Annotated in this window: 22 protein-coding genes; 13 read left to right on the top strand and 9 right to left on the bottom strand. The window is 43.1% G+C overall.

Going from position 1 to position 24,785, the window contains the following annotated elements; all coding sequences use genetic code 11:
* Positions 1–110 precede the first annotated feature (110 nt).
* Positions 111–1,253 (top strand): RNA polymerase sigma factor, encoded by a 1,143-nt coding sequence (locus N482_RS22770; protein ID WP_063379226.1) that lies wholly within the window; start codon positions 111–113, stop codon positions 1,251–1,253.
* A gap of 53 nt (positions 1,254–1,306) precedes the next feature.
* Here N482_RS22770 and N482_RS22765 read toward each other — a convergent pair whose 3' ends face one another.
* The 4 genes from N482_RS22765 to N482_RS22750 form a co-directional block, all read right to left on the bottom strand.
* A complete protein-coding gene (locus N482_RS22765) occupies positions 1,307–2,773 on the bottom strand; it encodes a DUF3526 domain-containing protein (RefSeq protein WP_063379225.1) in 1,467 nt (488 codons plus the stop codon).
* The gene (locus tag N482_RS22760; RefSeq protein WP_063379224.1) at positions 2,770–4,176 is read right to left on the bottom strand and encodes a DUF3526 domain-containing protein; all 1,407 of its coding nucleotides are present in this window, start codon (positions 4,174–4,176) and stop codon (positions 2,770–2,772) included. Before N482_RS22760 ends, N482_RS22765 begins: the two co-directional genes overlap by 4 nt.
* Positions 4,176–4,907, bottom strand: coding sequence for an ABC transporter ATP-binding protein (locus N482_RS22755; RefSeq protein WP_063379223.1), 732 nt, complete (start codon positions 4,905–4,907; stop codon positions 4,176–4,178). Before N482_RS22755 ends, N482_RS22760 begins: the two co-directional genes overlap by 1 nt.
* Positions 4,908–5,122: 215 nt before the next feature.
* Positions 5,123–5,767 carry a peroxiredoxin-like family protein gene (locus N482_RS22750; protein ID WP_063379222.1) on the bottom strand — a complete coding sequence of 215 codons (645 nt, stop codon included), beginning with the start codon at positions 5,765–5,767 and terminating at the stop codon, positions 5,123–5,125.
* 202 nt (positions 5,768–5,969) lie between these two features.
* On the opposite strand from N482_RS22750, the gene N482_RS22745 reads away from it, so the two are divergent.
* Positions 5,970–6,584, top strand: coding sequence for a flavin reductase family protein (locus N482_RS22745; RefSeq protein ID WP_063379221.1), 615 nt, complete (start codon positions 5,970–5,972; stop codon positions 6,582–6,584).
* 45 nt (positions 6,585–6,629) lie between these two features.
* On the opposite strand, the gene N482_RS22740 is transcribed toward N482_RS22745, so the two are convergent.
* Complete coding sequence (locus N482_RS22740) at positions 6,630–9,131, bottom strand: S8 family serine peptidase (protein WP_063379220.1); 2,502 nt, start codon at positions 9,129–9,131, stop codon at positions 6,630–6,632.
* A 718-nt stretch (positions 9,132–9,849) separates the two neighbouring features.
* Here N482_RS22740 and N482_RS22735 point away from each other — a divergent pair.
* The 4 genes from N482_RS22735 to N482_RS22720 all read left to right on the top strand — a co-directional run bounded on the left by N482_RS22735 (position 9,850) and on the right by N482_RS22720 (position 13,008).
* Positions 9,850–11,370: a curlin repeat-containing protein gene (locus N482_RS22735; protein ID WP_063379219.1), complete on the top strand. Its 1,521-nt coding sequence runs from the start codon at positions 9,850–9,852 to the stop codon at positions 11,368–11,370.
* Positions 11,371–11,501: 131 nt separating this feature from the next.
* Entirely contained in the window at positions 11,502–11,801 is a 300-nt protein-coding gene (locus tag N482_RS22730) for a curli production assembly/transport protein CsgE (RefSeq protein WP_231100917.1), read from the top strand.
* The gene (locus N482_RS22725) at positions 11,795–12,217 is read left to right on the top strand and encodes a curli assembly protein CsgF (protein ID WP_063374589.1); all 423 of its coding nucleotides are present in this window, start codon (positions 11,795–11,797) and stop codon (positions 12,215–12,217) included. The genes N482_RS22730 and N482_RS22725 overlap by 7 nt, the downstream gene beginning before the upstream one ends.
* Entirely contained in the window at positions 12,217–13,008 is a 792-nt protein-coding gene (locus N482_RS22720) for a CsgG/HfaB family protein (RefSeq protein ID WP_063379218.1), read from the top strand. Before N482_RS22725 ends, N482_RS22720 begins: the two co-directional genes overlap by 1 nt.
* 31 nt (positions 13,009–13,039) lie before the next feature.
* Here the strand turns inward: N482_RS22720 and N482_RS22715 are convergent, their stop codons facing one another.
* From N482_RS22715 to yegQ, 4 genes are all read right to left on the bottom strand, one after another.
* Positions 13,040–13,756 (bottom strand): helix-turn-helix transcriptional regulator, encoded by a 717-nt coding sequence (locus N482_RS22715; RefSeq protein ID WP_063379217.1) that lies wholly within the window; start codon positions 13,754–13,756, stop codon positions 13,040–13,042.
* 205 nt (positions 13,757–13,961) lie between these two features.
* A complete protein-coding gene (locus N482_RS22710) occupies positions 13,962–15,107 on the bottom strand; it encodes a M23 family metallopeptidase (RefSeq protein ID WP_063379267.1) in 1,146 nt (381 codons plus the stop codon).
* 213 nt (positions 15,108–15,320) lie between these two features.
* Positions 15,321–15,578, bottom strand: a complete 258-nt coding sequence (locus N482_RS22705) for a YfhL family 4Fe-4S dicluster ferredoxin (RefSeq protein WP_063379216.1) — start codon at positions 15,576–15,578, stop codon at positions 15,321–15,323.
* Between the two features lie 2 nt (positions 15,579–15,580).
* Complete coding sequence (yegQ, locus tag N482_RS22700; protein WP_063379215.1) at positions 15,581–16,939, bottom strand: tRNA 5-hydroxyuridine modification protein YegQ; 1,359 nt, start codon at positions 16,937–16,939, stop codon at positions 15,581–15,583.
* A 226-nt stretch (positions 16,940–17,165) separates the two neighbouring features.
* On the opposite strand from yegQ, the gene ndk reads away from it, so the two are divergent.
* The 7 genes from ndk to N482_RS22665 all read left to right on the top strand — a co-directional run bounded on the left by ndk (position 17,166) and on the right by N482_RS22665 (position 24,777).
* Entirely contained in the window at positions 17,166–17,597 is a 432-nt protein-coding gene (ndk, locus tag N482_RS22695; RefSeq protein WP_063358800.1) for a nucleoside-diphosphate kinase, read from the top strand.
* 188 nt (positions 17,598–17,785) lie between these two features.
* Positions 17,786–18,916, top strand: a complete 1,131-nt coding sequence (locus N482_RS22690) for a bifunctional tRNA (adenosine(37)-C2)-methyltransferase TrmG/ribosomal RNA large subunit methyltransferase RlmN (protein ID WP_063379214.1) — start codon at positions 17,786–17,788, stop codon at positions 18,914–18,916.
* A 67-nt stretch (positions 18,917–18,983) separates the two neighbouring features.
* Positions 18,984–20,675: a type IV pilus biogenesis/stability protein PilW gene (pilW, locus tag N482_RS22685; RefSeq protein WP_063379213.1), complete on the top strand. Its 1,692-nt coding sequence runs from the start codon at positions 18,984–18,986 to the stop codon at positions 20,673–20,675.
* The gene (locus N482_RS22680) at positions 20,672–21,604 is read left to right on the top strand and encodes a RodZ domain-containing protein (protein WP_063379212.1); all 933 of its coding nucleotides are present in this window, start codon (positions 20,672–20,674) and stop codon (positions 21,602–21,604) included. The genes pilW and N482_RS22680 overlap by 4 nt, the downstream gene beginning before the upstream one ends.
* Before the next feature lie 5 nt (positions 21,605–21,609).
* Positions 21,610–22,731, top strand: coding sequence for a flavodoxin-dependent (E)-4-hydroxy-3-methylbut-2-enyl-diphosphate synthase (gene ispG, locus N482_RS22675; RefSeq protein ID WP_063379211.1), 1,122 nt, complete (start codon positions 21,610–21,612; stop codon positions 22,729–22,731).
* 144 nt (positions 22,732–22,875) lie between these two features.
* Entirely contained in the window at positions 22,876–24,153 is a 1,278-nt protein-coding gene (hisS, locus tag N482_RS22670) for a histidine--tRNA ligase (RefSeq protein WP_063379210.1), read from the top strand.
* Positions 24,154–24,162: 9 nt separating this feature from the next.
* Complete coding sequence (locus N482_RS22665; protein ID WP_063379209.1) at positions 24,163–24,777, top strand: YfgM family protein; 615 nt, start codon at positions 24,163–24,165, stop codon at positions 24,775–24,777.
* The last annotated feature ends 8 nt before the right edge of the window (positions 24,778–24,785 follow it).

The raw sequence follows: 24,785 nt of genomic DNA, 5'->3' as shown, positions 1-24,785 counted from the left end.
TCACAGTTTGAGAGTGTGTTGTGACTATGTATAGAAGCTAGTCAAAACGGGGCGATATGATAATGTTGAACGACACAACGAAACATATGGAAATTAAGCAAGGAGGTACTATGAGTCGCATTGATGTACAGCTGGAGCAATTGGTACAGCGAGCAAAAAATGGTGATGAGGAAGCGTTTTCACAGCTTATTGAGCGATTATCTAATGTGGTGAGTAGTATTTCATTGGCCATTACTAAAGACGTTACCCACAGTGAAGATGTGACGCAGAAGGTGTTTATCAAGGTATGGCAAAAACTGAATGAGCTGAAAAGCAATGCCAGTATTTTGCCTTGGGTACGTCAACTAACACGTTACACGGCACTGAATTATGTGAGAGATTTACACCGTACCGACCACAAAATCATGAGCACTGAGGAGGTTGAAGCGCTATTGGCACAACTATCTGACACACGAGCAGGTCATGACAAAGCGCTTATTCGACAGCAGCAAAATGAGGTATTAAATCACTTACTTGAAAACTTACCAGAAGAAAGCCGAGAAGTGATTGTGCTATTTTATCGTGAAGAGCAAAACTCTCGTGCCGTAGGCAGCTTATTGGGGATCAGCGAAGGTTTGGTTAGGAAGCGCTTGCAGCGCACACGTGCTGTGCTCAAAGAGCAAATGTTGGCACAGTATGGCAAAGTGTTGTTAGCGAGTGCGCCAGTCGGCTTGTCCACCGCGTTGGTGGCTCTGGGTGTTACCTCTTCTCCCATAGCTGCTGCCTCAACGGGTTCGATGTTGGCAAGTAGTCAAAGTTCTTGGTTCATTAAATTATTTGCAATGCTAGGTGGGGCGGTATTTGGTGGCGGCGCAGCGCTGCTTGCTAATAACTATAGTGCCAAACGGGCACTTGCTCATTTTGACGATCCTCAGGTTAAAATACGGCTACACAAAGAGCGCAAGCAAACCAACATTTGGATAGTAATCAGTGCGGTATTAATGAGCTTGGCCTATATGTATACGTCGGGGTGGCTCATGCCAGTTTTGAGCTTCGTGTGCTTATTGGTAGGGGTTACTCGGTTTGTACTCAGTATGGCTGCGGCTAACCGAGTGCGTTTGTTAAGAGAAGCTAAGTATGATGACACTGCATATCAGCGCCTTGCTAAACAGCAAAGAAATGGGTTTTTGGGTTTAGGGTTGGGTGCATTAGGGGGTTGCGTAGGACTCATTGTCGGGTTGATACAAAGTGGTCGACTCGACGGGGTGCTCTAAATGACGAAGGGTCAGCCATACGTAGTCTGCTAAGGCTGACCCTTAAGTTTATCTTATACCACCATCTTTGTTGTTTGAGGGCTTGCTAATACACATACATTTCTAGATGTGCTGTAGACCAGCAGTAAAGACAATAAAATTAACCAGAGCATAGGTGCAAAATTGACGCTTGGTGTCGAGAAGTTCGTATCAAATTGAGGTAATGTCGAGAGATCTGTGATTGTGGGTCTAGCATTACAGCCTTTACAAGGTGAAAAGTCGCCATTTTGGTTAGCCTCAACGATTCCTTTAGCAAAAAACGATTGTAGGGCTTGGTGGTGAAGCTGCACTTGTGCCATAAATGCGTTGTGACGTACAAGCCCGTTACCCGACAGTTCGACTAAGATCGAATGTGTTAAAGTTGCCACAGATAAATATTCTAGCCACATTGCCTTGCCTAGCTGTGCCTGTTGTATTTGCTGATACTGCTCATCCAATTCTTGCATAGCTTGTTCAATAGCATTAATCGTTGCTATTTTCTTAGTTGCAAAATCACTTCCTGATGCACTGGTACTAGCAAGTTCTGGGTGGTCTTGAAAAAATTGCGCTAACGTTTTCTCGGAGGCTTTTTTAGCCTCATCAGTGCTAGCTCTGAGGCTATCTATATACTGAATTCTAGAAGGCGTTGGGTTTGCGTGAGTAATAAAGGTATTGATCAACGCAGGCAGCACGACCACAAATGACAGCCAGCAAGTCACTAAGATTGCAGCGTTGGTCGCAGCGCTTTTACCACGGCTATTGACCCAAGCGCATAGTGCGAACCAAAAGCAGCCATATAACAGAGCAATCAGGGAAAAGCTAACTAACGTCCGTGGCTCAATGTGCTCGCGAAAAAGCACCAAAAGCAAGTTGCTGAACACCAGAAACGGCACCAGTACGATTGCCCCTCGTAATAGGATCTGTATCGCTAAAAGCTGACCTGCGGAGCCCCCTTGTAATAAAAATAGGCGTAGTTGGCCGCTATGTTGTTCGTTCGACAGTGCGTTAAAGCATATGCCAATGATGAGTAAGGGCAGCAGATAAATAAGCACAAAGCTAAGGTCAAACTGGCCAAGCAATAAATTAAGCGGATGAACATAGTCATACTGCTGTACAACTTGTTGTTTTTCTTGAACTAGCATTCGAAAATAATAAGGTAATACATCGGCTTGCCCAATAGCGATTGGAGATTCAGGCAAGGGCGGCTTGGTTGCATAATTGACCATGACATAAAAAGCTTGCGCACGTAAATCGTATCGATCTTGCCACCATTGCACAGGCTCAGTGGTTGATAGCCTAAGTGGTAATTGTGTTGCGGCCTCAGTAATATTGTGTTGTTGGCTTGTCCAAGCCGCCTCAACAACCTCATTCTGCGACTGGCTAAAAAAATGGCCATTCACAAAAGCTAAACCCGCCAAAACGATGCTGAAAGCGACAATGATGACAGTCACTTTTTCGCGTACCAGGTTTTTGAACTCTGTATTCAGTAATAGCCGTTTCATCGTAGTGGCTCCTTAGTTAATTTTCGAACTGCGAAAGTGCCTAGTAATAAAGAGGCAATAAGCCACAGGATTAAACTGAACCAATTAACTTGGTAATGGTGGGCCAGATCGGTAAATGCTGATGGTTGATATTCAAATTTGGGAATTTGTTGCCATAAGCTAAGGTTGGCGACGTAGTGCCCTTTATTCTTGTGCGCATGGTCACGTTGATTGTGATTAAGCACGCGCTGCATCATTCGGCGATGCTGCTCCGCTTGCGCCAAAAAGTGCTGATGATGATGGAAGTCACTGGCGCTAAAAGCCATAGACAGCGACTGTACTGCTATCATGGGGCTGAGCAAACTTGCCAAAAAGTAACTGTCTGTTTGCGATTGCAATTGTTCAAGGCGCTCACCAAACAAGCGATCAAAAATTGCGTCGGCATATTGCTCACCAAATTGCAGCCTTGCGCCTGCAAAGTCAAATGGGAGTTCATTAGTAGAGGAAACGGCATATTCTTGCAGCAAAGATTGCTTAAAGCGTTCAAGTGCCATTTCTCTATGCTCTGTATACACTTCTCGTTTTAATCGATTTTGAAATGCTTGGCTGGAGTCGAGAGGGTAAACATGAGTGCTGTAATTCATAGCCAATTTAGGTATTAGCAAAGTCGAAAGCGCCCAAATTGTTAATAAAGCAATGAGGCTGCGCCGTGCACTTTTCAGCAGGCAAGACATGGCGATAGTAATGATTGACCAAAGAGCGACATAGCTGATGTAAACCATAAAAAAACCAGCGCTTCGAGAGGCCAGCTTGGCTGTATCGCTTTGCCCGAATTGAATAAATAGCAGATAAACAATAACGGGCAGCAGCAAGGTGGCGGAAATGGCGAATAGTACGCAGCACTTTGCCATGAATAGCTGTAAAGGCTCGACTCCGGACGCTAATAGTTGTTTCAATGTACCTTGTTCTCTCTCCGCTGAGAACATTGGGTAGCCGATTAAAAGTATCAACAGCGGTAAAAGGACTTGCAGCACGAACGCTGGTGTAAGTGAACCAAAACGCGCCATCGGGAGATTATCTTGTACTGTTCGAAACATTCCATCATTTCGAGTGTGTGCTTCAAGTCGCACGACGTTTCCTTGATATTCTTGTAATCCATCATCAAGGGCAACTAACGGGGTAGCCGGTTTAATCACGTAAATGCCATAGTGCGCTGCTGAATGAGGACCTTTTTCACCTTGATTGAGCCAGCGCATTTGTTCTTGCTGTGCTACTTCTTTGGCATCACTTTGATAACTCTGATAGCTTTGCCAGCCTGTAGTGCAAGCGAGTAAAAGAAGTAAGGATGCTATAAGGGATAACCACCACAGTTGTCCCTGGCGTTTGGCATCTAACCACTCTTTCGTAAGCGTTTCTCTGAACATTATGCACCCACCTTGATGTGTTTTAAGTAGTGAGCTTCTAACTGTGTTTCTTGAAGCTGTTGATAATGTAAAGTTTCAACCAGTTTGCCCTTATTAATAATCGCTACACGATGGGCATCTTCTTGAGCGCGGAAAAGGTCATGCGTGGCCATTAAAATAGCAACCCCTTGCCGCGCCAAGCGCTGAATCAATTGGCTAAATTCATGGCTTGCAGAAGGGTCGAGACCAGAGGTAGGTTCGTCCAGAATCAAGGCTTTTGATTTTTTTGCCAAGGCAATCGCAATGCCAACCTTTTGCCGCATGCCCTTTGAGTAGCCGGATACTGGCTGATCAATGGCGTGATTGGGCAGTGATACAGTGTCAAGCAGGGCTCTAAAATCGCAGTCAGCCATTGCCACTTTGGCAACTTTGCTAAAGTAGGCCAGATTCTCAAGGCCTGATAAACGTGGGTATAGTGCAACTTGTTCTGGGATGTAAGCAAGCTGTTGGCGAACTAATGCTACGTCTTTTTGAGGACTGTACCCAGCTACTGAAATACAGCCTTTATCGGGTTTTAAAAAGCCCAGTAAGCAATTAATTGCTGTAGTTTTTCCTGCGCCATTTGGGCCAAGTAAAGCGAGTATCTCTCCTTGATTAACTGTCAAACTTAGCCCTTGAAGCGCCGTATGATCAGCGAATGTTTTGACTAAGTTGTCTATTTGAATGACAGGACGCTTTGGTTGTGTTTGCATTGAGTAGAATCCTTAAAGTACGAGAATTGGGAATAAGCAGGGACATGATTGCGGTTTATACATATTCATAGAACACCTGAGTTTATAATTCGTTATAACATAACAATTTGTATCAGGTTGTGGTGTGAATTAAAAGAGGAACAAGCTATTCATACTAATCAAATGAGATGAAATGAAAGCTAGCACAGCATGACATTGGGTTTTACGACTTTTACTTATTTAAGTCGCTGATAAATAGCCAGTACCTCACTGGGCTCTGCCCGCGAAGTATAATCTTCTTCAACAAAAGCATACTGGACGATACCGCCTGAATCGATGATATAGGTGGCGGGGATAGGCAGCGCGAACTCTTTGCGTGCAGTACGTTCTGTGAGATCAACGCCCCATTTTAGTAACACCTGTTGCAGTGTATCATTGACCTCATAGACCAATCCAAATTGTTCCATAACAGAAAAGTTAGGGTCAATAAGTACGGGAAAGCTGAGCGCATTGTCCTGTTGTACTTGCTCGGTAAAACTTTGTTTTTCGCCAGATACTGCAATAAGGTTCGGCATCAATGGTTGTTCATTGATTAATTGCTCCCATGTTTGCAACTCCAGCATGCAGTAGGGGCACCAGCCGCCACGGAAAAAGGTAATAATGAGAGGGCGTTGCAGCAAAGCATGCAAATTAACAGCATTACCTTTGTTGTCAAAGAGCGTACCATTTGGCATTGGTTCTGAAACTTGTGGGCCTTTTGCGTGGATCCGTTGCTGTTGTAACAATGAGACATTACGGCTGAGGGTTTCCAATATTTCTGCTGGAGCCGACTGTTCATAGGTTTGCTTGAATTCACGCAAAGCTTGCGCCAGTGATGCCATAAGGGTGCACTCAGTTCAATTGGTTATTAACGCTAAGTGTAGAGTGTGTATTTAGTTTCAACAACGTTGATACAGCTTTGAACAAGGTGGCTTTTCAGGTTGTTAGTCACTAAATTGCAAACACTTTTATTGAATGCCGACGGACCATATACAAATGTACTTTGCTCCCTTATGCTAGTTTCATTTGTGCTAAGGTAAGTCAATGATTTTAAAATTTAAGGACCTTTCTCCTAATCGAGTCTATCACACACTCACACAAACGGTTGTTCCTCGACCTATTGCTTGGGTTTTATCGAAAAATGCGAAGGGGACTTTGAATTTAGCGCCCTTTTCTTATTTCACTGCAATAAGTTCTAATCCAGCTATTTTGATGTATGCAGTAGGTCAAAAACCGACAGGAGAGTACAAAGATTCGGCAGTAAATGTTGAAGTGAATGAAGAGTTGGTGATCCACATTGCCGACAGTGACCTAGCACATGATGTGACGCAATCAGCAATGACACTCCCAAACGAGCAGTCTGAGTTAGACTTACTCGACCTAAACCTAGTCGAGTTTGCTGGTTTTAGCTTACCTAGAATTGAGAAAGCGAAAGTTGCTTTTGGTTGTAAGCTGCATAAGGTGGTGGAGATGGGAGAGTTACCAATGAAGTTGGTTTTTGTCGAGGTCACTCAGGCTTATATCGATGACGCAGTGGTTGAATTAGACGACAAAGGTCGCATCAAAGTAGATGCTCTTAAGCTCGATCCGCTTGCGCGATTGGGTGGAGCTGAATATGCCAATTTAAAAGAGGTATTTAAATCTGCTCGGCCACAATAAATGTACAGCAAGAAATGGGGTGATAACACCCCATTTTTAACTTACTTATTGAAAGTTAACAGTTACTTCTTCTGAACAAACATCACCGTACTGACATACTTTATAGGTGTAGCTTGTCGCAGCAGAGTTACGTGAGAAGTCACGATATTTACCCGTGTTGTTGACAGTTCTAATTGCTTCACCGTCGCGGTAAATCGTGACTTGCTCAGCACTTGTGCCTGTCCACGCTAGTTCAACTCGGATTGAACCTAGACGCGACTTGTTAACACGGACAATTGAAAGCTCAGGGTTGTCAGAGCTAACAGAAACAGTTTGAGCCGAGGTGTCAGTATTACCCTGACTGTCAGTAACTGTTAATGCTACTTGGTAGTCACCCGAAGCTGCAAATGTATGTACAGGGTTTTGTTCTGTACTTGTATTACCATCACCGAAGTCCCAAGAACTACTTACAATGTCATCATTAGAATCGCGACTGGTATCCGTAAATGTAACATCTAGACCGTTTTTAGCGAACTCAAATCCTGCAACAGGGGGAACTTCAGATACTTCACCTAAACCGGTTAGTGTAATTGACCAGTTATTTAACGTACCTGTGTCAAGGTTTGCATTATCGACAACTTTCAGTAGCCAATCACCAGCTGCATTTTCACCATTGAATGCATCAGAGCTAAAGCTATCTACGATGTCGTCTGTACTACCACCCGCTCGATTGTGCAGTGTTGCAACAGTGCCAGTTGGAGACGTTAATGTCACGAGCAAGTCACCAATGTATGTGTGGCTGATATTCAGCGCTGTGCTACTGCCGAAAATTGTCACATCATCTGCAATTGTGATCGTTGAAGTCACACCCGCTTGATCATTATCAGGAATGTCTACGCTCGTCGTGTTGTCATAGACGAAGTCGCGTAACCCATTTGGTAATACACTTAACGATAATTGTTTTTGTTGATTTAGTTCACCTGAAACAGCATCAACAGTGAAGTTGTAATTACCCCATTGCGTTTCAGCTGTGGTAGCCACACTGAGTACAGCTGTTTCACCTGGAGTTACGGCTGTTTTTGAAAGTGTTACACCGTTTAAGCCACCTGTTGCTGACAAGTCGATATCACCTTGCCAGTTTGCAACAGAAGTGAAAGTTAATTGATAGTCAGCAGTTTGTCCAGCGGTGATCTCTTGTGACAAAGGTGTTGCTACAACTCTAAAGCCAGGTGTTGGATCTGCATCGATTAGCATCTGTTGTGCATCTAAACGTTTACCAGATACAGTTTTTCCGTCCAATGCTGCGATGCTTTTGCCTGAGTCCATGAGTAAAGCTTTCAGCTCTAATGTAGTCAGATTAGGGTTTACTGATAATGCAAGCGCAGCGGCACCAGCTACATGAGGTGTCGCCATTGAAGTTCCTGAGAATGAAGCATATCCGCCACCAGGAATTGTTGAAAGGATATCGCTACCAGGCGCACCCATATCAACGGAAGTTAGACCCCATTGCGAGAAAGAAGACATGGCATCTGTGTGCGTTGTAGATGCAATTGCCATTACGCTGTCATGATCGTAGCTTGCAGGGTAGCTTGGAGACAGGTCATTGTCTCGAGCGCCATTACCAGCGGCAGCGATAAAGAGAATTCCCGCTTGCTCGCTGGCTGTAATTGAGTCATACAATGCTTGGCTAAAGCCGCCGCCACCCCAGCTATTATTCAGCACGCTGATATTGTGGCCTGTATTTTTCATCGCCACCATGTAATCAATACATTTAATTGCATCAGCGGTTGATCCGCTACCCGATGAATTTAGGAATTTACATCCGATGATAGAAACTTCATGGTTAACACCGACTACACCTTCGCTGTTATTACCTGTTGCCCCAATAGTACCAGATACGTGCGTACCGTGACCTTGGTCATCCATAGGGTCGCCACTATCTGTGATTGCGTTTATGCCGTATACATCATCGACGTAACCGTTATTGTCATTGTCGATGCCATCACCAGCGATTTCATTTGGGTTAACCCACATGTTTGCAGTTAGGTCAGGGTGTGTGTAATCAACACCAGTATCGATAACACCGACGATGACATCACGAGAGCCTATACTGATATCCCAAGCTTCAGGTGCATTAATATCTGCATCATTGGTACCACCAGTTTGACCTGTATTATGTAGACCCCATAGCTCATCAAAGCGGCTATCATCTGGTAGTGCCATCGCTTTAACTGTGTAGTTTGGTTCTACATAAGAGATAGCTGGGTGTTTTTCTAATAATTGAATAGCCTGCTTAGAAGTCATGCCATTTAACTTGAAATGTGCAAGGCGGCCATTGAGGACATTTTTGTAGTTGTCATCTTTTTCATCAGCATTGCTGTCTGAAATACGTGCTTTTACTAAACCACGTGCCTGTGCTCGCATCGCAGCTGTCGCGTCATTTTTAAACACGACGATAACACTGTCATCAGCGGTTTGGGTAGTTGTATTGATCTGTATCGCAGCGTGAGAGGTGAATGCAAACAACGGCATCAATGCCATTGTTAAAGCTGTAAATTTTGTTTTCATCATTCTTCCAAATGTTAGTTGTTCAGACTTCGTAGATGTATGTATGACTACACAGCTACATATAAATGACTTCTTTTAGAACTGATGACAGCATCGTTTTTGGCAACGACTAACAACCTAATATAGAGAAATGAGGTACATCAAATTGAAATTAGTTCAATATTAAAAATTCATGACTTTTTGGGATTTAACGCCGTGTGTTTTGAAGTGGATTGGTACTTTTTTGGTAATTTATAATCGGAAAGACATTAATTTTTGATGAAAATCAACTCATACTTTTTTTGTATACAATTTTTATTTCAATCATTTTTTTGGTTTTTTTTGCTGTAAAGTAATGATTTTTAAATTGTTTTTCAATCAAGAAAATTTCTCATTTATCTTCTTCTAGGAGCCAATTAGAGTGAATACGTGACTCAGTTTTTAGTTTACTCATTGCGAACTACACAAGTACTGAAATAGATCAAAAATTGATGGAACAATAGTTACAGAACTTCTAATAAGAACAGGACGCATCTTGATTTATTTTCATAAATGCATTTGTCGAAAATAGGTCAAATTAAATCAATAGTGCTCAAACATTGAATATCGGTTTACTAAAATTTAAGTAGCGCTTGTTATGGCAACGACAAGGTTATTTGAGGTTAGGTTTTAGAACGATAGGGCATGTATTGGTAATTACTCTAATTTCAAATGCGAAAAAAACACTAAGGAGAAAAGTGTGAAGTTTTCTAAATCATTAATTAGCTGTGCACTGGCTATTGCATTCTCACAATCTGTTATGGCTCAAACTGCTGAAGAAACAGGTAAAGCGCAATCAACCTCAAATCTGAGCCAGTTAGAGCGCGGCCTGACAACGGGTAATGCACTCACTATTAAGCAACAAGCGGTGGTTGCAGGTAACACACTGGCGAGTTTTCAAGAAGGCACGAGTAACCAGAGTAACATCACTACAGTAGGTGATAACAATGAAACTGTGACTAACCAGTCTGGTACTCAGCACGCCATTATTGTCTCTACTACAGGAGACAGTAATGTCCAAAGCTATGTACAAAGTGGCGAGGCGCACGGCGCAGAGTCAACCTTAACAGGTAATTTCAACAACATCGCTGTGGCGCAAAGTGGCGCTGGCCACTTAGGTATTGATAATGAAGTAACTAACGTCATTGTTGGTGATGAGAATGACGTACGTATTTATCAAGGAGCTGGTGGTCACTGGTACTATAACAAAAATATGCAAGGCAACCAGAATGCTGTAACCGGTACACAAGCTGGGTCTTGGCATGAAATTCATATCGATAGTGTCAGTGGTGACCAAAACTCAATTGAAACAACGCAAGATGGTGACTTCAACAAATCAGAGTTTAAATCTATTGAAGGCGATGAGAACTCAATTGAAGTGGCTCAGTTTGGCGACGATCACCGTATCGTGATCGAACAAGTGGTTGGTAACGATAATGAAGTTGAATTAGAGCAAAGCGAAGGCAACGACAACAGTATCAGCATTGCAGGTATTGTGGGTGATGACAATGATTTGAGCGTTGACCAAGAAGGTAACAACAACCAATTTGTCAGTGCGCTTTATCAAGGTGATGACAATGATGTAACCGTAAGTCAAAGTGGTGATGAATCAGAGGTCAGTGTTGATATTTCAGGTAATGACAACACGTTCACAGCATCACAGCAAATTGGTAATCAAAACATACTTTATGCCGGTGCGATTGGCGATAACAATGAAGTAAATACGATTCAGACTGGAACTGAAAACAGCACGCACATTGCTGTATTTAATGGTGATAACAACGACATTGATGTTGGCCAGTACGGTATCCAGAATGAATTCGTTTATCAAACTTCTGAGCCAGATCCTAGTATTGAAGCAAATGACAATGATATCAATGTATTGCAACGTAAAATTGGTAACTCTGCAGCGGTTACTATGGGTTATGTAACGGCGAGTTCAAATAACCAAGTGGATATTGCGCAAACAGGTGATTTGAACGCCATCGACCTATTGCTAGAGGGTAACAATAATATGGTTGATCTAATGCAAGAAGGTGACAACAACTTTATTGTTGGTATCGAGTCGAGCGGCTTTGTTGTGAGCGGCAATGACAATGTCGTGTCTATTAGCCAAACGGGTAATGGTAACTTGGTTGAAGGTGGCATTGCTGGTAACGGCCAAAACCTAAGCATTACACAGGTTGGCGATTACAACGTAGCAACGATTATTCAGCAGTAATTAGGAAGGGGGTTTAGGCCCCTTTTACCGCAATGAAACCTATTTTCTTTATAATTTTCCTCGCCTTGGTGAATGGTCAAGTGCATGGCAGGCAAATAACCGCACATGAAGAAGAGGAGTTGGGAGGACTGGTGATTGATCAGAGTATCAGTCGCTTTGGTTACCAGTTCTATTTTGATTTTTCTCAATTGTGGCGGGACGTTCCGAATACCTCTGGAGTCAACATCATCATCAAAGAAACCGTGCTGCCCCGAGCGGGCACCCGTCTGCAAGTATTGATGAATCGGCGTGTAGTCTATAGCACAGCAATGGGACGCCGAGGTGGGTCGCTAGACGATAGAATTGAAACTGCGCTGTTTGCTGTTATGGATGCAATGGCCAGTGAGCGATATCAACAACGCTCTCCAGATTTAGCTGAAAGTGGATGGTAAAAATGAAAACAATAACACTGACTCTTTTTTTATTTGTATCTTGTTGGGGATCCGCAACTGAGATTGTATATAAACCCATTAACCCGTCCTTTGGCGGCAACCCTTTAAACGCGAGTATGTTACTCAATAAAGCAAATTCTCAAAATAAACATCGCGCGCCAGTAATTGAAAAATCTTATGGTGAGCGGTTTCAAGAATCTTTAGAGCGAACTTACTTAAACCGCATGGTGCGAGAAATCTCGGATATGGCATTCGGTGATGATGTAGAAGACAGTATTTTTAATGAAGACTCCGTATTTGTCAGTGGCGACTACGAAATCCAGGTTATCACCAGCACACCAGACTCAATAACGGTGCAAATTAAGCATATTAACAACGGTGACACCACAATTATTGAAGTGCCGAGGTTTGGCTGATGCGAAGCTTAGTAGTATTTTTTATCGTATTAATCATGAGTGGCTGTACACAAATGCGCTCGGTCATTCCTCCAGTGCAAAGCTTACCGCAAGAGTTGGTTGAAAGTCATGACTTTCAAGCGTTGAGGGCCTTGCCCAAACCGTTAGGCCGTATCCCTGTGGCAGTTTATTCATTTCGCGATCAGACAGGTCAATATAAGCCAAAAGACAACGTAAGTTCATTTTCTACGGCAGTGACGCAAGGTGCCAACTCAATACTTACGCAAGCTTTGCATGAAACAGATTGGTTTATACCGGTTGAACGTGAAGGTTTACAAAATCTATTAACCGAGCGAAAAATCACGCGGGCGGCGATGAGTGATGAGCAAAAAAGTACATCACAGTTACCGCCACTCACCATGGCCAAAATTATTTTTGAGGGCGGTATTATCAGCTACGATTCCAACGTTAAAACCGGTGGGTTAGGCATGGAGTATTTTGGTATCGGCGCGTCTGAATTATATCGTGAGGATGTGATTTCTATCTATTTGCGTGCTGTGGATGTAAGAACCGGGCAAGTACTTTTGTCGGTCGCGACAACGAAGAAGGTACTGTCTATGGAAGTAAGAGCCGGTTTTTTTCGCTATGTAAGTTATAAGCGATTAGCGGAAGCCGAAGCGGGTTACAGTGACAATGAACCTATGCATATATGCGTGACTCAAGCGATAGAAAAGGCACTCACTATGCTGGTGGAGCAAGGTATAGAAAAAGGCGTTTGGTCAGCGAAATCACAGTCTACTTCTGCATCTTAAATTTAAATGGGCGTAGTACACGCCCTTTCATTTAGTGACGTCTCATCGAAACGGTCGTTGTATTGAGTGGAATATGTTTTTGCGCCCAATTTGCTAATTCAATACGGTTTCTAGAATTGGTCTTTTTGAATGCACTGTAAATATGCGTTTTTACAGTGTGACTGCTGATATTAAGTGAGTCAGCAATGTCATCATTTTTTGCACCATTGGCGAGTAATTTGATGACTGACTTTTCTCTAGCTGTAAGCAGCTCTAGCTCTGTATCTTCAACATCTTGCCCAAGGGTATATGTTGTTTGTGGTAATTGTTTTATCAGCATGTTGAATGCTTTAGAAATGGACGTACGACAAAACCATAGCTCACCATCGATGACACGCTGTACGCCTTTAAAAATGTTTTCAACAGATGTGTTTTGGTAAATGACGCCTTTAATATTGGCGAGCAGCGCGGTTTGTTCATTGACCAGATGGGACTCAGCATTGAACAGTAATACATTTTGATTTGAAGCCAAAAGACGCACTTCAGCACTGAGTAAGTCTTGGCATTCTCTGTGGCTGATATCCACTAAATATAAATTATGTGTGTCACGAGTTGTGGAGTCTGGGAGACGTGTGTCGATTTTAATATGGTTACTTGTGGCTTCTAAAATTTTAACAAACCGAACAAACTCTGAATCTTGAGTATCGGTTTCTTTGTGTGTCAAAACAAAAAGACTAACTTCCTTGTTACTTGCTTGTATCGCATTCATTCGTACAACAACCTCTTATTGTTCCTATTACCTTAAATATACATATTTTTCACAATAAGTTTAGCTTTAATTTTCATTTTGTTTTTTGCAGTATCAATTTGTGGGTAAAAAGTCTTGCTTTTACGGCCTTTGTCAGCGGTTTCTGAGGGCATTGAATAAGTTTCAAGTGGCTAGCGTTGTAGCCACTTGAGATTTGAGGAGGGAGTTAACGATATAGTCGTGACCAAGCACAAGTTCTGTAATTATTTCGTTCAAAATAGAAACGATAGCAGTTGTCGTCATAATTGGAATTACCTACATCTATTCGGTATCCACTGATATAGGTGTTATGTAAAGAGATAAAGCGGCCGTTGTACAAGAGGGAGAAGTGAACATGTGGTCCAGAAGATTGGCCGCCTTGGCACAATGCCATAGAGCGATTGTTGGCATACCTGCCTAGCCATGCGCCGGCAGAGATATAGTCACCGCTACCGTACTGCAGATTATCCATGTGATAGTACTGCGTGGCGTAGCCACTTGAATGAGTGACTCGAATATTGCACGCCGAATATCGTGTAACGGTTCCGCCATGAGCAGCTTGAACCCAAGGTGTATTAGACCCCCATCCACCAGAACCATTGTTGAAATCTAGCGAAGAATAGGGATATCCTGAGCCGGTGTTGGAGTGGGCGCCTCCGCTGTACCATGCGTAACCTGAAGGCCAAGGTAAATTCATTGAAAAGTTAACTTGAGGCTCTACATTTGCTGCTTCAAATTGTACCTTTTTAGGTGCGAACAAATCCTGTGAAAAGGTCGTTTTATATTGTTTAGCCAAAGAGGCTAACGCGCTTGTGCTACCCAATAAGCTTGTTAAAGCAGCGGTGGAGGGATTGCTTTTTTCTGATTTATGCTCGCTCGTGTATAACTCAAAAGCATAAAAGCGTTGACTTAACTTGAGTGCGACATCTTCTAGTTGCGATGCAAAGCCAACTTTATCTGACCATTCAGCGAAAGGCTTGTTGAGCGCTTGCTTAGTTGGGCTGCTCAACAACTGACTTGCCTGCTCCATTAGGGCTAACAATAACTTGGGGTTAATACTCGTATGTCCAGCCCAATGTAGCAGGACTTCCTGATGATCTATTAAGTGTGGGGCCGAGCTATACAAAAGTGCTTGCCAATCCTCGTTGAGTAACTCATTGGTGAAAATGAATTGTGTTTCATCCACTTGAATGAGCGGGTTGATTGCCAGCTGCTGGACATCTGTGTGCTTAAAGTGGAAAGGGGCTATATCCAGATGCTGACCTTGTGCTGAACTATATGTTGATGTGAATAACAAGGCATAGAGGGCGCCTGTCTTGGTGCTTTTTTGAATTTTCATATTGTATCCTCTTGATTGTTTTTTGTACTACATTGTTCTGTATATCGGTAAGTAACAAAGTTGTAAAATAAGAGTAAATAATCTAAATTGGGGGTTTTGTACAAAAAACACTACAAATTGGCTAGATAATCAAGAAAAGTGCAAGAGTGAGGGAGAAAAGGCGGCAACTCACTACTACTATGTATGCAGTGTACTTGCCTTACTGGATTAGGTGTCTATTTGCTCTGTAAGGGTTAGGAATTTCTCAGCTAAAGTATCTAAGCTTTCTCGATGGTTTGGATCTGGCTTAATACAATCGATGGGGCAAACACTGACACAAGTGGGTTGGTCATAATGTCCGACACACTCGGTACATTTGTCAGGATCGATTTCATATACCTTACTGCCCATATAAATGGCCTGATTTGGACACTCAGGATCACACATATCACAATTTATGCACTTACTGGTGATGAGCAGCGCCATAATTATGCCCTTTTAAACGGGTTACGAGTGTCTTCCTCATTACCTAAGTTACGCATTAAAATAGCATGGTCGAGGTTGATGTCTTCAGGCAGCGGGATTTGTACAATATGACCCGACCCTTTAGCGTCATTAATAGACTCCCCTTTTTTGTTTTCCATGTGTTCTAGATTGAAAGCTATGTTTCCTTGAGGTGTCATGAGCTCTAAACTATGACCAGTGCAAAACTTATTCTTTACATCTATCTCTACCAAGCCATTGTTGTTTCTTCCTAGTACTTCACCCACAAATTGCTGTTTGTCAGATACAGAATGGCCGTACTCATAATTTTGATAGTCTTGATGCACATGGCGTTTTAAAAAGCCTTCGGTGTAACCTCTGTGCGCTAAATTCTCTAATGTATGCATTAGGTTCGGGTCAAACGGTTTCCCTGCAACCGCATCATCGATGGCTTTACGGTATACCTGAGCTGTTCTTGCTACATAATAAAATGATTTAGTACGACCCTCAATTTTAAGGCTGTGCACCCCCATTTTTGTTAATTGGTCAACATACTGTACGGCTCGCAAGTCCTTGGAATTCATAATATAGGTACCGTGTTCATCCTCAAACGCAGGCATGTACTCACCCGGTCTCCCTTGCTCTTCAAGCATAAACACTTGCTCAGAGGGTTGTCCTTCACCTAAAGTTGGGATCACATTATTAGGGTTGACCTTATGTACAATATCTCCCAGTTCTGTTTCTTGACCCGACTTGACGTCATAACTCCAACGACACGCATTTGTACAGGTTCCCTGATTCGGATCGCGCTTATTGATGTAACCTGAGAGCAAGCAGCGGCCAGAGTAGGCCATGCATAATGCACCGTGTACAAATACTTCTAGTTCTGTATTTGGGCATAACGCACGTATTTCTGCGATTTCTTCTAGTGAAAGTTCACGAGACAAAATAACGCGCTCGATCCCTTGGTTAGCCCAAAACTGCACGGATGCATAGTTAACCGCATTAGCTTGCACAGACAGGTGAATAGGCATATCAGGCCATTTATCGCGCACGAGCATAATTAATCCGGGGTCCGACATGATCAGGGCGTCAGGCCGCATGGCAATGACCGGCTCTATATCATTTAGGTAAGTTTTTACTTTACGATTGTGAGGCGCAATATTTGATACAACGTAGAGCTTTTTATTTTGCTGGTGGGCCTCATTGATGCCAATTTCTAAGTTGTCCAAGTCAAACTCATTATTTCTTACGCGCAAACTATATCTAGGTTGACCGGCATAAACGGCATCAGCGCCATACGCAAAAGCGTAACGCATATTCTTTAAACTACCGGCTGGTGAAAGTAGCTCTGGTACAAACATAACTAAACCTCATACATTGAACTGGGTACAAGCCAGCTGCTGGGGAAATTAAAAAGCGGCGCAGTATAAGTGAGATTGTGCTGTGGAATGTTGACTCAGATCAGGTTTAGCGAGGCGCTATTGCCACACTAACTAAATAAAGCGGGCGCGGGGTGTAGGCTTTTAGTCATAAAGCGCGTATAATTCGCGCCCGTAAATATCAACAATTATTAATGGAGCTAAAAAGATGGCTTTAGAGCGTACTTTTTCAATCGTTAAACCTGATGCGGTAGCTAAAAACCACATCGGCGCAATCTACAACCGTTTTGAATCTGCTGGTCTTAAGATCGTTGCTTCTAAAATGGTTCACCTTTCTCAAGAGAAAGCTGAAGGTTTCTACGCAGAGCACAAAGAGCGTCCTTTCTTCGGTGCACTAGTTGAGTTCATGACTTCTGGTCCAGTAATGGTTCAGGTTCTTGAAGGTGAAGACGCAGTTCGTAAGAACCGTGAAATCATGGGTGCTACTAACCCTGCTGAAGCGTTAGCTGGTACTCTACGTGCTGACTACGCAGACAGCATCGACGAGAATGCAGTACACGGTTCAGATGCTCCTGAGTCAGCTGCTCGCGAAATCGCTTACTTCTTCAGCGACGAAGAGATCTGCCCACGTACTCGTTAGTATCGAGTTGAGCAGAAAAAAGGGCTCTCGGGCCCTTTTTTAATCTCTTTAAGAAGCTTTAATCGTTTTTAAAAGCAATTGGGGTGTTTCTAAAAGCGATTACATCATTGCGATGTTTGATTGATTTTTGTACAATTTCGCGCTTTTATTTATGTTGTTCAATCCGTCACCTGAACTGAGGTTGTTTCATGACCACGAATGAGAAAAAAATTAACCTATTAGATTTAAACCGCGAGGGGATGCGCGAGTTATTTGCTTCATTTGGCGAAAAGCCATTCCGCGCCGATCAGGTGATGAAGTGGATATACCATTTTGGTATCGATAACTTTGATGATATGAGCAATATCAATAAAAAGTTACGAGCAAAATTGCAAAGCCAGTGTGAAATTAAAGCACCTGAAATTTCAGTAAAGCAGGTAGCAAGCGATGGCACGATTAAGTATGCGATGATTCTCGAGGGTGGTCAGGAAGTAGAGACTGTTTGGATCCCAGAAAAAGAGCGCGCCACTTTGTGTGTTTCATCACAAGTTGGCTGTGCACTAGAGTGTACTTTCTGCTCGACTGCCCAACAGGGTTTCAACCGTAACTTGAAAGTGTCTGAAATTATCGGTCAGGTGTGGCGTGTGGCGACCGATATTGGTCTTCATGATGGCGATAGTACAAAACGTCCAATCACGAATGTGGTTATGATGGGCATGGGTGAACCACTGCTAAATATCAATAATGTGGTTCCTGCGATGGAATTGATGATGGATGATTGGGCATTTGGTCTGTCTAAACGCCGTGTGACGTTAAGTACGTCAGGTGTTGTTCCTGCACTGGATATTCTAAAAGAAAAAATTGATGTTGCTTTGGCAATCTCACTTCATGCACCAAATAATCCACTGCGTGATGAGCTCGTACCTATCAACAAGAAATACCCGATTGAAGAGTTTTTAGCTGCTTGCCGTCGCTACATTGATGGCTCTAAAGCAAATAAAGATGTGACGATTGAATACGTCATGTTGCAAGGGGTAAACGATAGCACCGATCACGCACATGAGCTTGTGCAGGTGTTGAAAGGCACGCCTTCGAAAATCAACTTGATCCCATTTAACCCGTTTCCTGGTAATGAGTACGGGCGCTCTAGTAATAGCCGTATCGACCGTTTCTCAAAAGTGTTACAAGCCGCAGGTCTAACCTGCATTGTGCGTCGCACCCGTGGTGATGATATTGACGCTGCTTGTGGACAGCTGGTTGGCGATGTTGTAGACAGAACCAAGCGAGTGGTTAGAAAGCAGCAAATTCAAGACAATGCAATTGCAGTGAAGGTCGGCTAAAAAATAGGTGAAACACAGTGGCTTTCAGGTAATATAGGGTAACTGTGTCTTGGCAAAAGGGTGGTTAATGCCTGCTTTTACTGATGTTTTGCTCACGAAGCTAACCTATGCGACGATTAAGCGCTGTCTCGTAGGCGCGAGTGTTCCTGCTATATTACTTGGTTTAAGTGGCTGTGTGACCGAAACCCGCTATGCAAATAGCAATAAGCCTGTCGTACAGAAAAAAACTGATAATCAAGATGCAGCGAAAACCCGTATTGCATTGGCTTTGCAGTACTTAGGTGCCGGTAATAATACCCAAGCTAAGTACAATTTAGATCGTGCTCTAAAACTTGCGCCTAAACTGCCTCTAAGTCACTACGCGCTTGCTTATTACTTCGAGCAAGTCGGTGAGAATGAGAAGGCAGAAAGGGCTTACATTCAAGCGCTTAAATTTGGCCCTAATGATCCCAATACACGAAACAACTATGGTACGTTTTTATGTCGTATTGGTGAATATGACAAAGCGGCAGAGCAATTTTTTAAAGCCATTGATATACCAAGTTACTTACGAGTTGCCGAAAGCTATGAAAACCTAGCTCTGTGCGCAGTGCGCCAAGATAATTTTGACTTGGCGCTGGATTACCTAAAGCGAGCGCTTGACCATAACTCACAACGACAATCTGTACTGATTTTGACCGCTAGCATCTTTTACGCTAAAAGTGAGTTACACAAAGCGGAAGAGGTATTGAAGCTTTATGCAAACAAAGGCTTTGTTTCAGCAAGAGGTATGCTGCTAGAGCATTTGTTGGTATCCAGAATGGGTCGCCTGCAATATGCACAAGAGTTAGAGACATTGCTTTTACAAACTTATCCTAAGTCCTTAGAAGCGCAACTGGTACTGAATAACACTTTGCATTTAAGTGAGTTCGAACAGCTAAAAGAGCAATTCAGAACTTCTCAGCTGGGTAAGATTACCAGTACTAACGGCACAGTTGTTGTGGCAAACCCACAAATTAAAGTCAAGCGAAAAACATCAAAACGTCAAACGAATATGGTAGCACAGCCAGCTCAAATAGCAGATCAAAGTGAGTTAGATGCATCTCGCTCTTTAGTTGCACCTGTAACTACGCGGTTGCCCACACAAAATACATCAGTGCGGCCAGTACCCAGTGGGGTAACTCAACAGCAGGAAGTGATTGGCAGTGAGGCGTTCATTACAGATTCACCCGAGCCTCGTAGAGTGCAGCTTGTGCAGCCTGCTCAAGCGCAAGTGGAACCTATCTCTGAGTCCAATCAGCAAAAGGTAAAATTTACTACTGAGACACCTAATCCGCGTTCTGAGCAAGTGGTATTTCATCGCACGGATCCTAACAATATTGTGTTTACACCGGAGTCTAAAGTGTTACGGACTGACGCTGCCAATAGCGAAGGTCAAATGCTCAATGAAGAGATTTTAGTGCCAGAGGTACCGTCACATAGCATTGAAATGGGCGAGAACTTATTTAGTTTGTCGGTTAAATATAATATTGAGCTAGAAAAGTTGTTAAAATGGAATGCGCTAAAAAAATCTGACAGGCTCACTATTGGGCAGGTCGTATATTTAAATGATCCGAACACAACGCATGCAATAGTCAAGGGTGAGTCTTTGTTTGATATTGCCATAAAGCACAAATTGCTGATAGATGACTTGATGCGTTGGAATAGATTAACACCAGACGTCGCTCTAGAGCCTGGACGACGTATTTTAATTGTAGATCCCAATAACTATATTTTATGAACCAAGAAGAGATTGAAACTACAACCGAGACAGTATCGCTCGGTGAAACTTTAGCGAATGCGAGGGCTCAACAAAACTTGAGCCTTGAAGATGTTGCTGCGCGTTTGAAGCTGAACCACACTCAAATCACAAAGCTTGAGCAAGACGCATATCATAGCTTGGGCCCAGAGACATTTGTTAGAGGCTATATTAAAAGTTACAGTGCATTACTTGGTTTAGAAAGTGAGCACATACTCGCTCTTTATGAAACTCCGAATGTCCCTGAACAGAAGCGCAACATGAAAAGCTTCTCTAGGCGAACGGAAAAAGAAGCCAATGATAGCCGTTTAATGATCGTTAGCTATATCGTGGTTATCGCATTTATTGGTTTGTCAGCATTATGGTGGTGGCAAACAGCCAGTACCTCAGACACCATAGAAGAAGCGAACTTTATTCCAGAGGCAACGAACTCAACTTCGCCCTCGACGCCTAAAGTATTGGAGCCAAGAGAACAGCCTGGGCGTCCACAAGTTGAAGTGAAAGCTGAGACACCAGAGGCTGTGCACTCTCCCACGGCAGATCCAGTTAAAGTCGACTCAGCGCCTAGTGGGGAATCTGCCGATACGCAGGCGCAACCGCCAGTGACTATTGACACTGAAGTGGCATCGCAAACTGTTTCGCCAACTGCCTCCGAAGAAGCGGCAACGAGCGAAGTCGTTATGCACTTTGAGGATGACAGTTGGGTCGAAATTTTTGATGCAACGCAAGAACGCATTGCATTTGGTGTAAAAAAGGCAGGCTACACTATGACAGTAAATGGTATCTCACCATTTTTTGTTGTACTGGGAAAGCATCAAGTAGTCAGTATTGAGCTGGATGGTCAACCAGTCGATATTTCAGGGTTGCCTCGTAATCGATTAGCAAAATTTAATTTACCGTTAGCAGAGTAGTCGTCATGTTTTCAGAATCACCTATCAAACGAAGAAAGTCCACGCGGATTAATGTTGGCAATGTGCCTATAGGCGATGGAGCACCTATTGCTGTGCAGTCGATGACCAATACCGACACCCTTGATGTGGATGCCACGGTTGCTCAAATTCGTGCAATTCAAGATGCCGGAGCCGACATTGTCCGCGTATCTGTTCCTACGATGGACGCAGCTGAAGCGTTTAAAAGCATCAAAGAGCAAGTAGACATTCCGTTGGTTGCGGATATTCATTTTGATTATCGGATCGCATTAAAAGTAGCCCAATACGGGGTGGACTGTTTAAGAATTAACCCTGGTAATATTGGTAGCGAAGATAGAATTAGAGCCGTTGTTGACGCGGCACAAGAGCGCAACATTCCCATTCGTATTGGTGTTAATGGGGGCTCTTTGGAGCGTGACCTACAAGAAAAGTATGGCGAGCCAACTCCTGAAGCTCTGCTTGAGTCAGCAATGCGTCATGTTGAAATTCTACAACGCTTGAATTTTGACCAGTTTAAGATTTCAGTAAAAGCCTCAGATGTATTTTTAGCTGTAGGTGCATATCGTTTGTTGGCAAAAGAAATCGATCAACCTCTACATTTGGGGATCACTGAAGCTGGCGGTTTTAGAGCAGGTTCAGTAAAGTCTGCTGTTGGACTTGGTATGTTGCTTGCGGAAGGTATCGGCGACACACTGCGTGTATCGTTAGCAGCGGATCCTGTTCAAGAAATCAAAGTGGGTTTTGATATTTTAAAGTCACTGCGGATTCGCTCTCGTGGTATTAACTTTATTGCTTGCCCGAGCTGCTCGCGTCAAGAGTTTGATGTTGTTAACACTATGAACCAGTTGGAAGAAAGGCTAGAAGATATAATCTCTCCGATCACTGTTTCTGTGATTGGATGTGTGGTTAATGGCCCAGGTGAAGCCTTGGTGAGTGATTTGGGCCTAGCGGGCGCTAATCGTCGCTCTGGTTTGTATATTAATGGTGAGCGCCAAAAGACTCGCATTGATAACGACAATATCGTTGAGCAGTTAGAAGAGCAGGTCAGAGATTACGTTGCAAAGAAAGAAGCACAACCATGTATAGACGTTAAGATAATCGAAGAGTAGAACCGTTCGCAGGTTGAATTTATTTCGTTTACGTTTTAAGCGAGCAGGGTATAATAGGCGCATTTTATCGCATTGTACTCAGGATTTTGTTGTATCCTGCACTCGTAATTTAGAGAAAAGAATAATTAAAGTTTAGGAATTTCAGTGGCAAATCAAATTAAGGCAATTCGTGGCATGAAAGATTGCCTACCAGGTACAACTCAGATCTGGCAAAAAATTGAAACGACTCTAAGGGACACATTAGCTGCGTTTGGATATCAAGAAATACGCTTTCCAGTTGTAGAGTCAACCGAGCTGTTCAAGCGTTCTATTGGTGAAGTGACCGATATTGTTGAAAAGGAAATGTACACCTTTGAAGATCGCAATGGCGATAACTTAACTTTGCGCCCTGAAGGTACAGCTGTTTGTGTAAGAGCTGGTATCCAAGAAGGCTTGCTTTACAATCAAGAACAACGCCTTTGGTACATGGGGCCTATGTTCCGTCGTGAACGCCCACAAAAAGGTCGGTACCGCCAATTCCACCAGTTTGGTGCAGAGACGTTTGGTATTGCAACGCCGGATATAGACGCTGAACTGATTATTATGACAGCGCGTTTATGGAAGGCATTTGGCATCAGCGAGCACGTGCGCTTGGAGCTTAACTCGCTTGGCTCTAATGAAGCTCGTGCAGCGTATAAAGATATCTTGATCGCTTACTTAGAACAGCACCAAGATAAGCTAGATGACGATGCTAAACGCCGCATGTATTCAAACCCATTGCGTGTGTTAGACAGTAAAAACCCTGATGTACAAGCGGTAGTAGCTGACGCGCCAAAGCTCTCTAATCACCTTGATGAAGAGTCTCAACAACATTTTTCAAATTTATGTGAACGTTTAGACGCTGCTGGCGTCGAATACCAAGTTAATGAGAATCTTGTTCGTGGTTTAGATTATTATAATCGAACTGTATTTGAATGGGTGACAGATAGTTTGGGTGCACAAGGTACGGTTTGTGCCGGTGGTCGCTATGATGGCCTAGTTGAGCAATTGGGTGGTAAAGGTACACCAGCCGTTGGTTTTGCTATGGGCATGGAAAGATTGGTTTTATTACTTGAAGAGTTAAACAGTGTTGGTGAAATTCGCCGTAATGTAGATGTATACGTCGCTGCAATGGGTGAAGCTGCGAGCATTAAAGCGCCAGCAATTGCTGATCAACTTCGAGACGACATCAAGGGATTACGAGTACAGGTTCACGCCGGTGGTGGTAATTTCAAAAAACAATTGAAACGCGCAGATAACAGTGGTGCCGTGGTTGCATTGATTTTTGGTGAAGATGAAATTGCGAATGGCATGGTAACGATTAAATATTTACGTGAACAAAAAGAACAAATAACTCTGCCAATGGCTGAGGCACAGGCACTATTAGCCGAATTGGCTGGTTAAGAGGTTAGAATGGAAATTTATTCAACAGAAGAACAACAAGCAGAAGCAATAAAACGCTTTTTCAAAGAAAATGGTACACCTCTTATCGCTAGTGCGGTTTTGGGGTTAGGTGGTTTATATGGCTGGAAAGTATACAACCAAAACCAGATTACATCAGCAGAAGCAAGTTCAGAAGCTTACAATCAATTAATTGAAGGCGGCGAAATATTATTAAAAAGCGATGCTTTCTTAACTGAAAATGCAGGTTCTAATTACACTGTGTTAGCAGCCTTCGTCGCAGCTAAAGAGGCTGTAGATGCTGGAGAGTTAGAGCAAGCAGCTAGCAAGCTGACTTTCATTGCTGACAATGTGAAGAGCCCAGAACTAAAAGCGACAGCGCTATTGCGTTTAGCACGTGTTCAGTTAGCTCAATCTAAGCATGATGATGCATTGGCGACATTAGGTAAGTCTATTCCTGCTAGTTTTGCTGCACAAGTTGCTGAAATTAAAGGTGACGTTTACTTGTCTAAAGGTGATCAAGTTAAAGCGCGAGAGCAATATCAAAAAGCGATTGATGCTGATGGTGCAAACAACAACGCACTGTTGCAGATTAAGTTGGATGATTTAGCCGCAGCGTCAAACTAAGGAGTCGC

Origin of the sequence: Pseudoalteromonas luteoviolacea NCIMB 1942 (genome assembly GCF_001625595.1) — a bacterium.
In the GTDB taxonomy this organism is placed as follows: Bacteria; Pseudomonadota; Gammaproteobacteria; order Enterobacterales; family Alteromonadaceae; genus Pseudoalteromonas; species Pseudoalteromonas luteoviolacea_A.
This window is presented reverse-complemented; position numbering and strand designations above follow the sequence as displayed.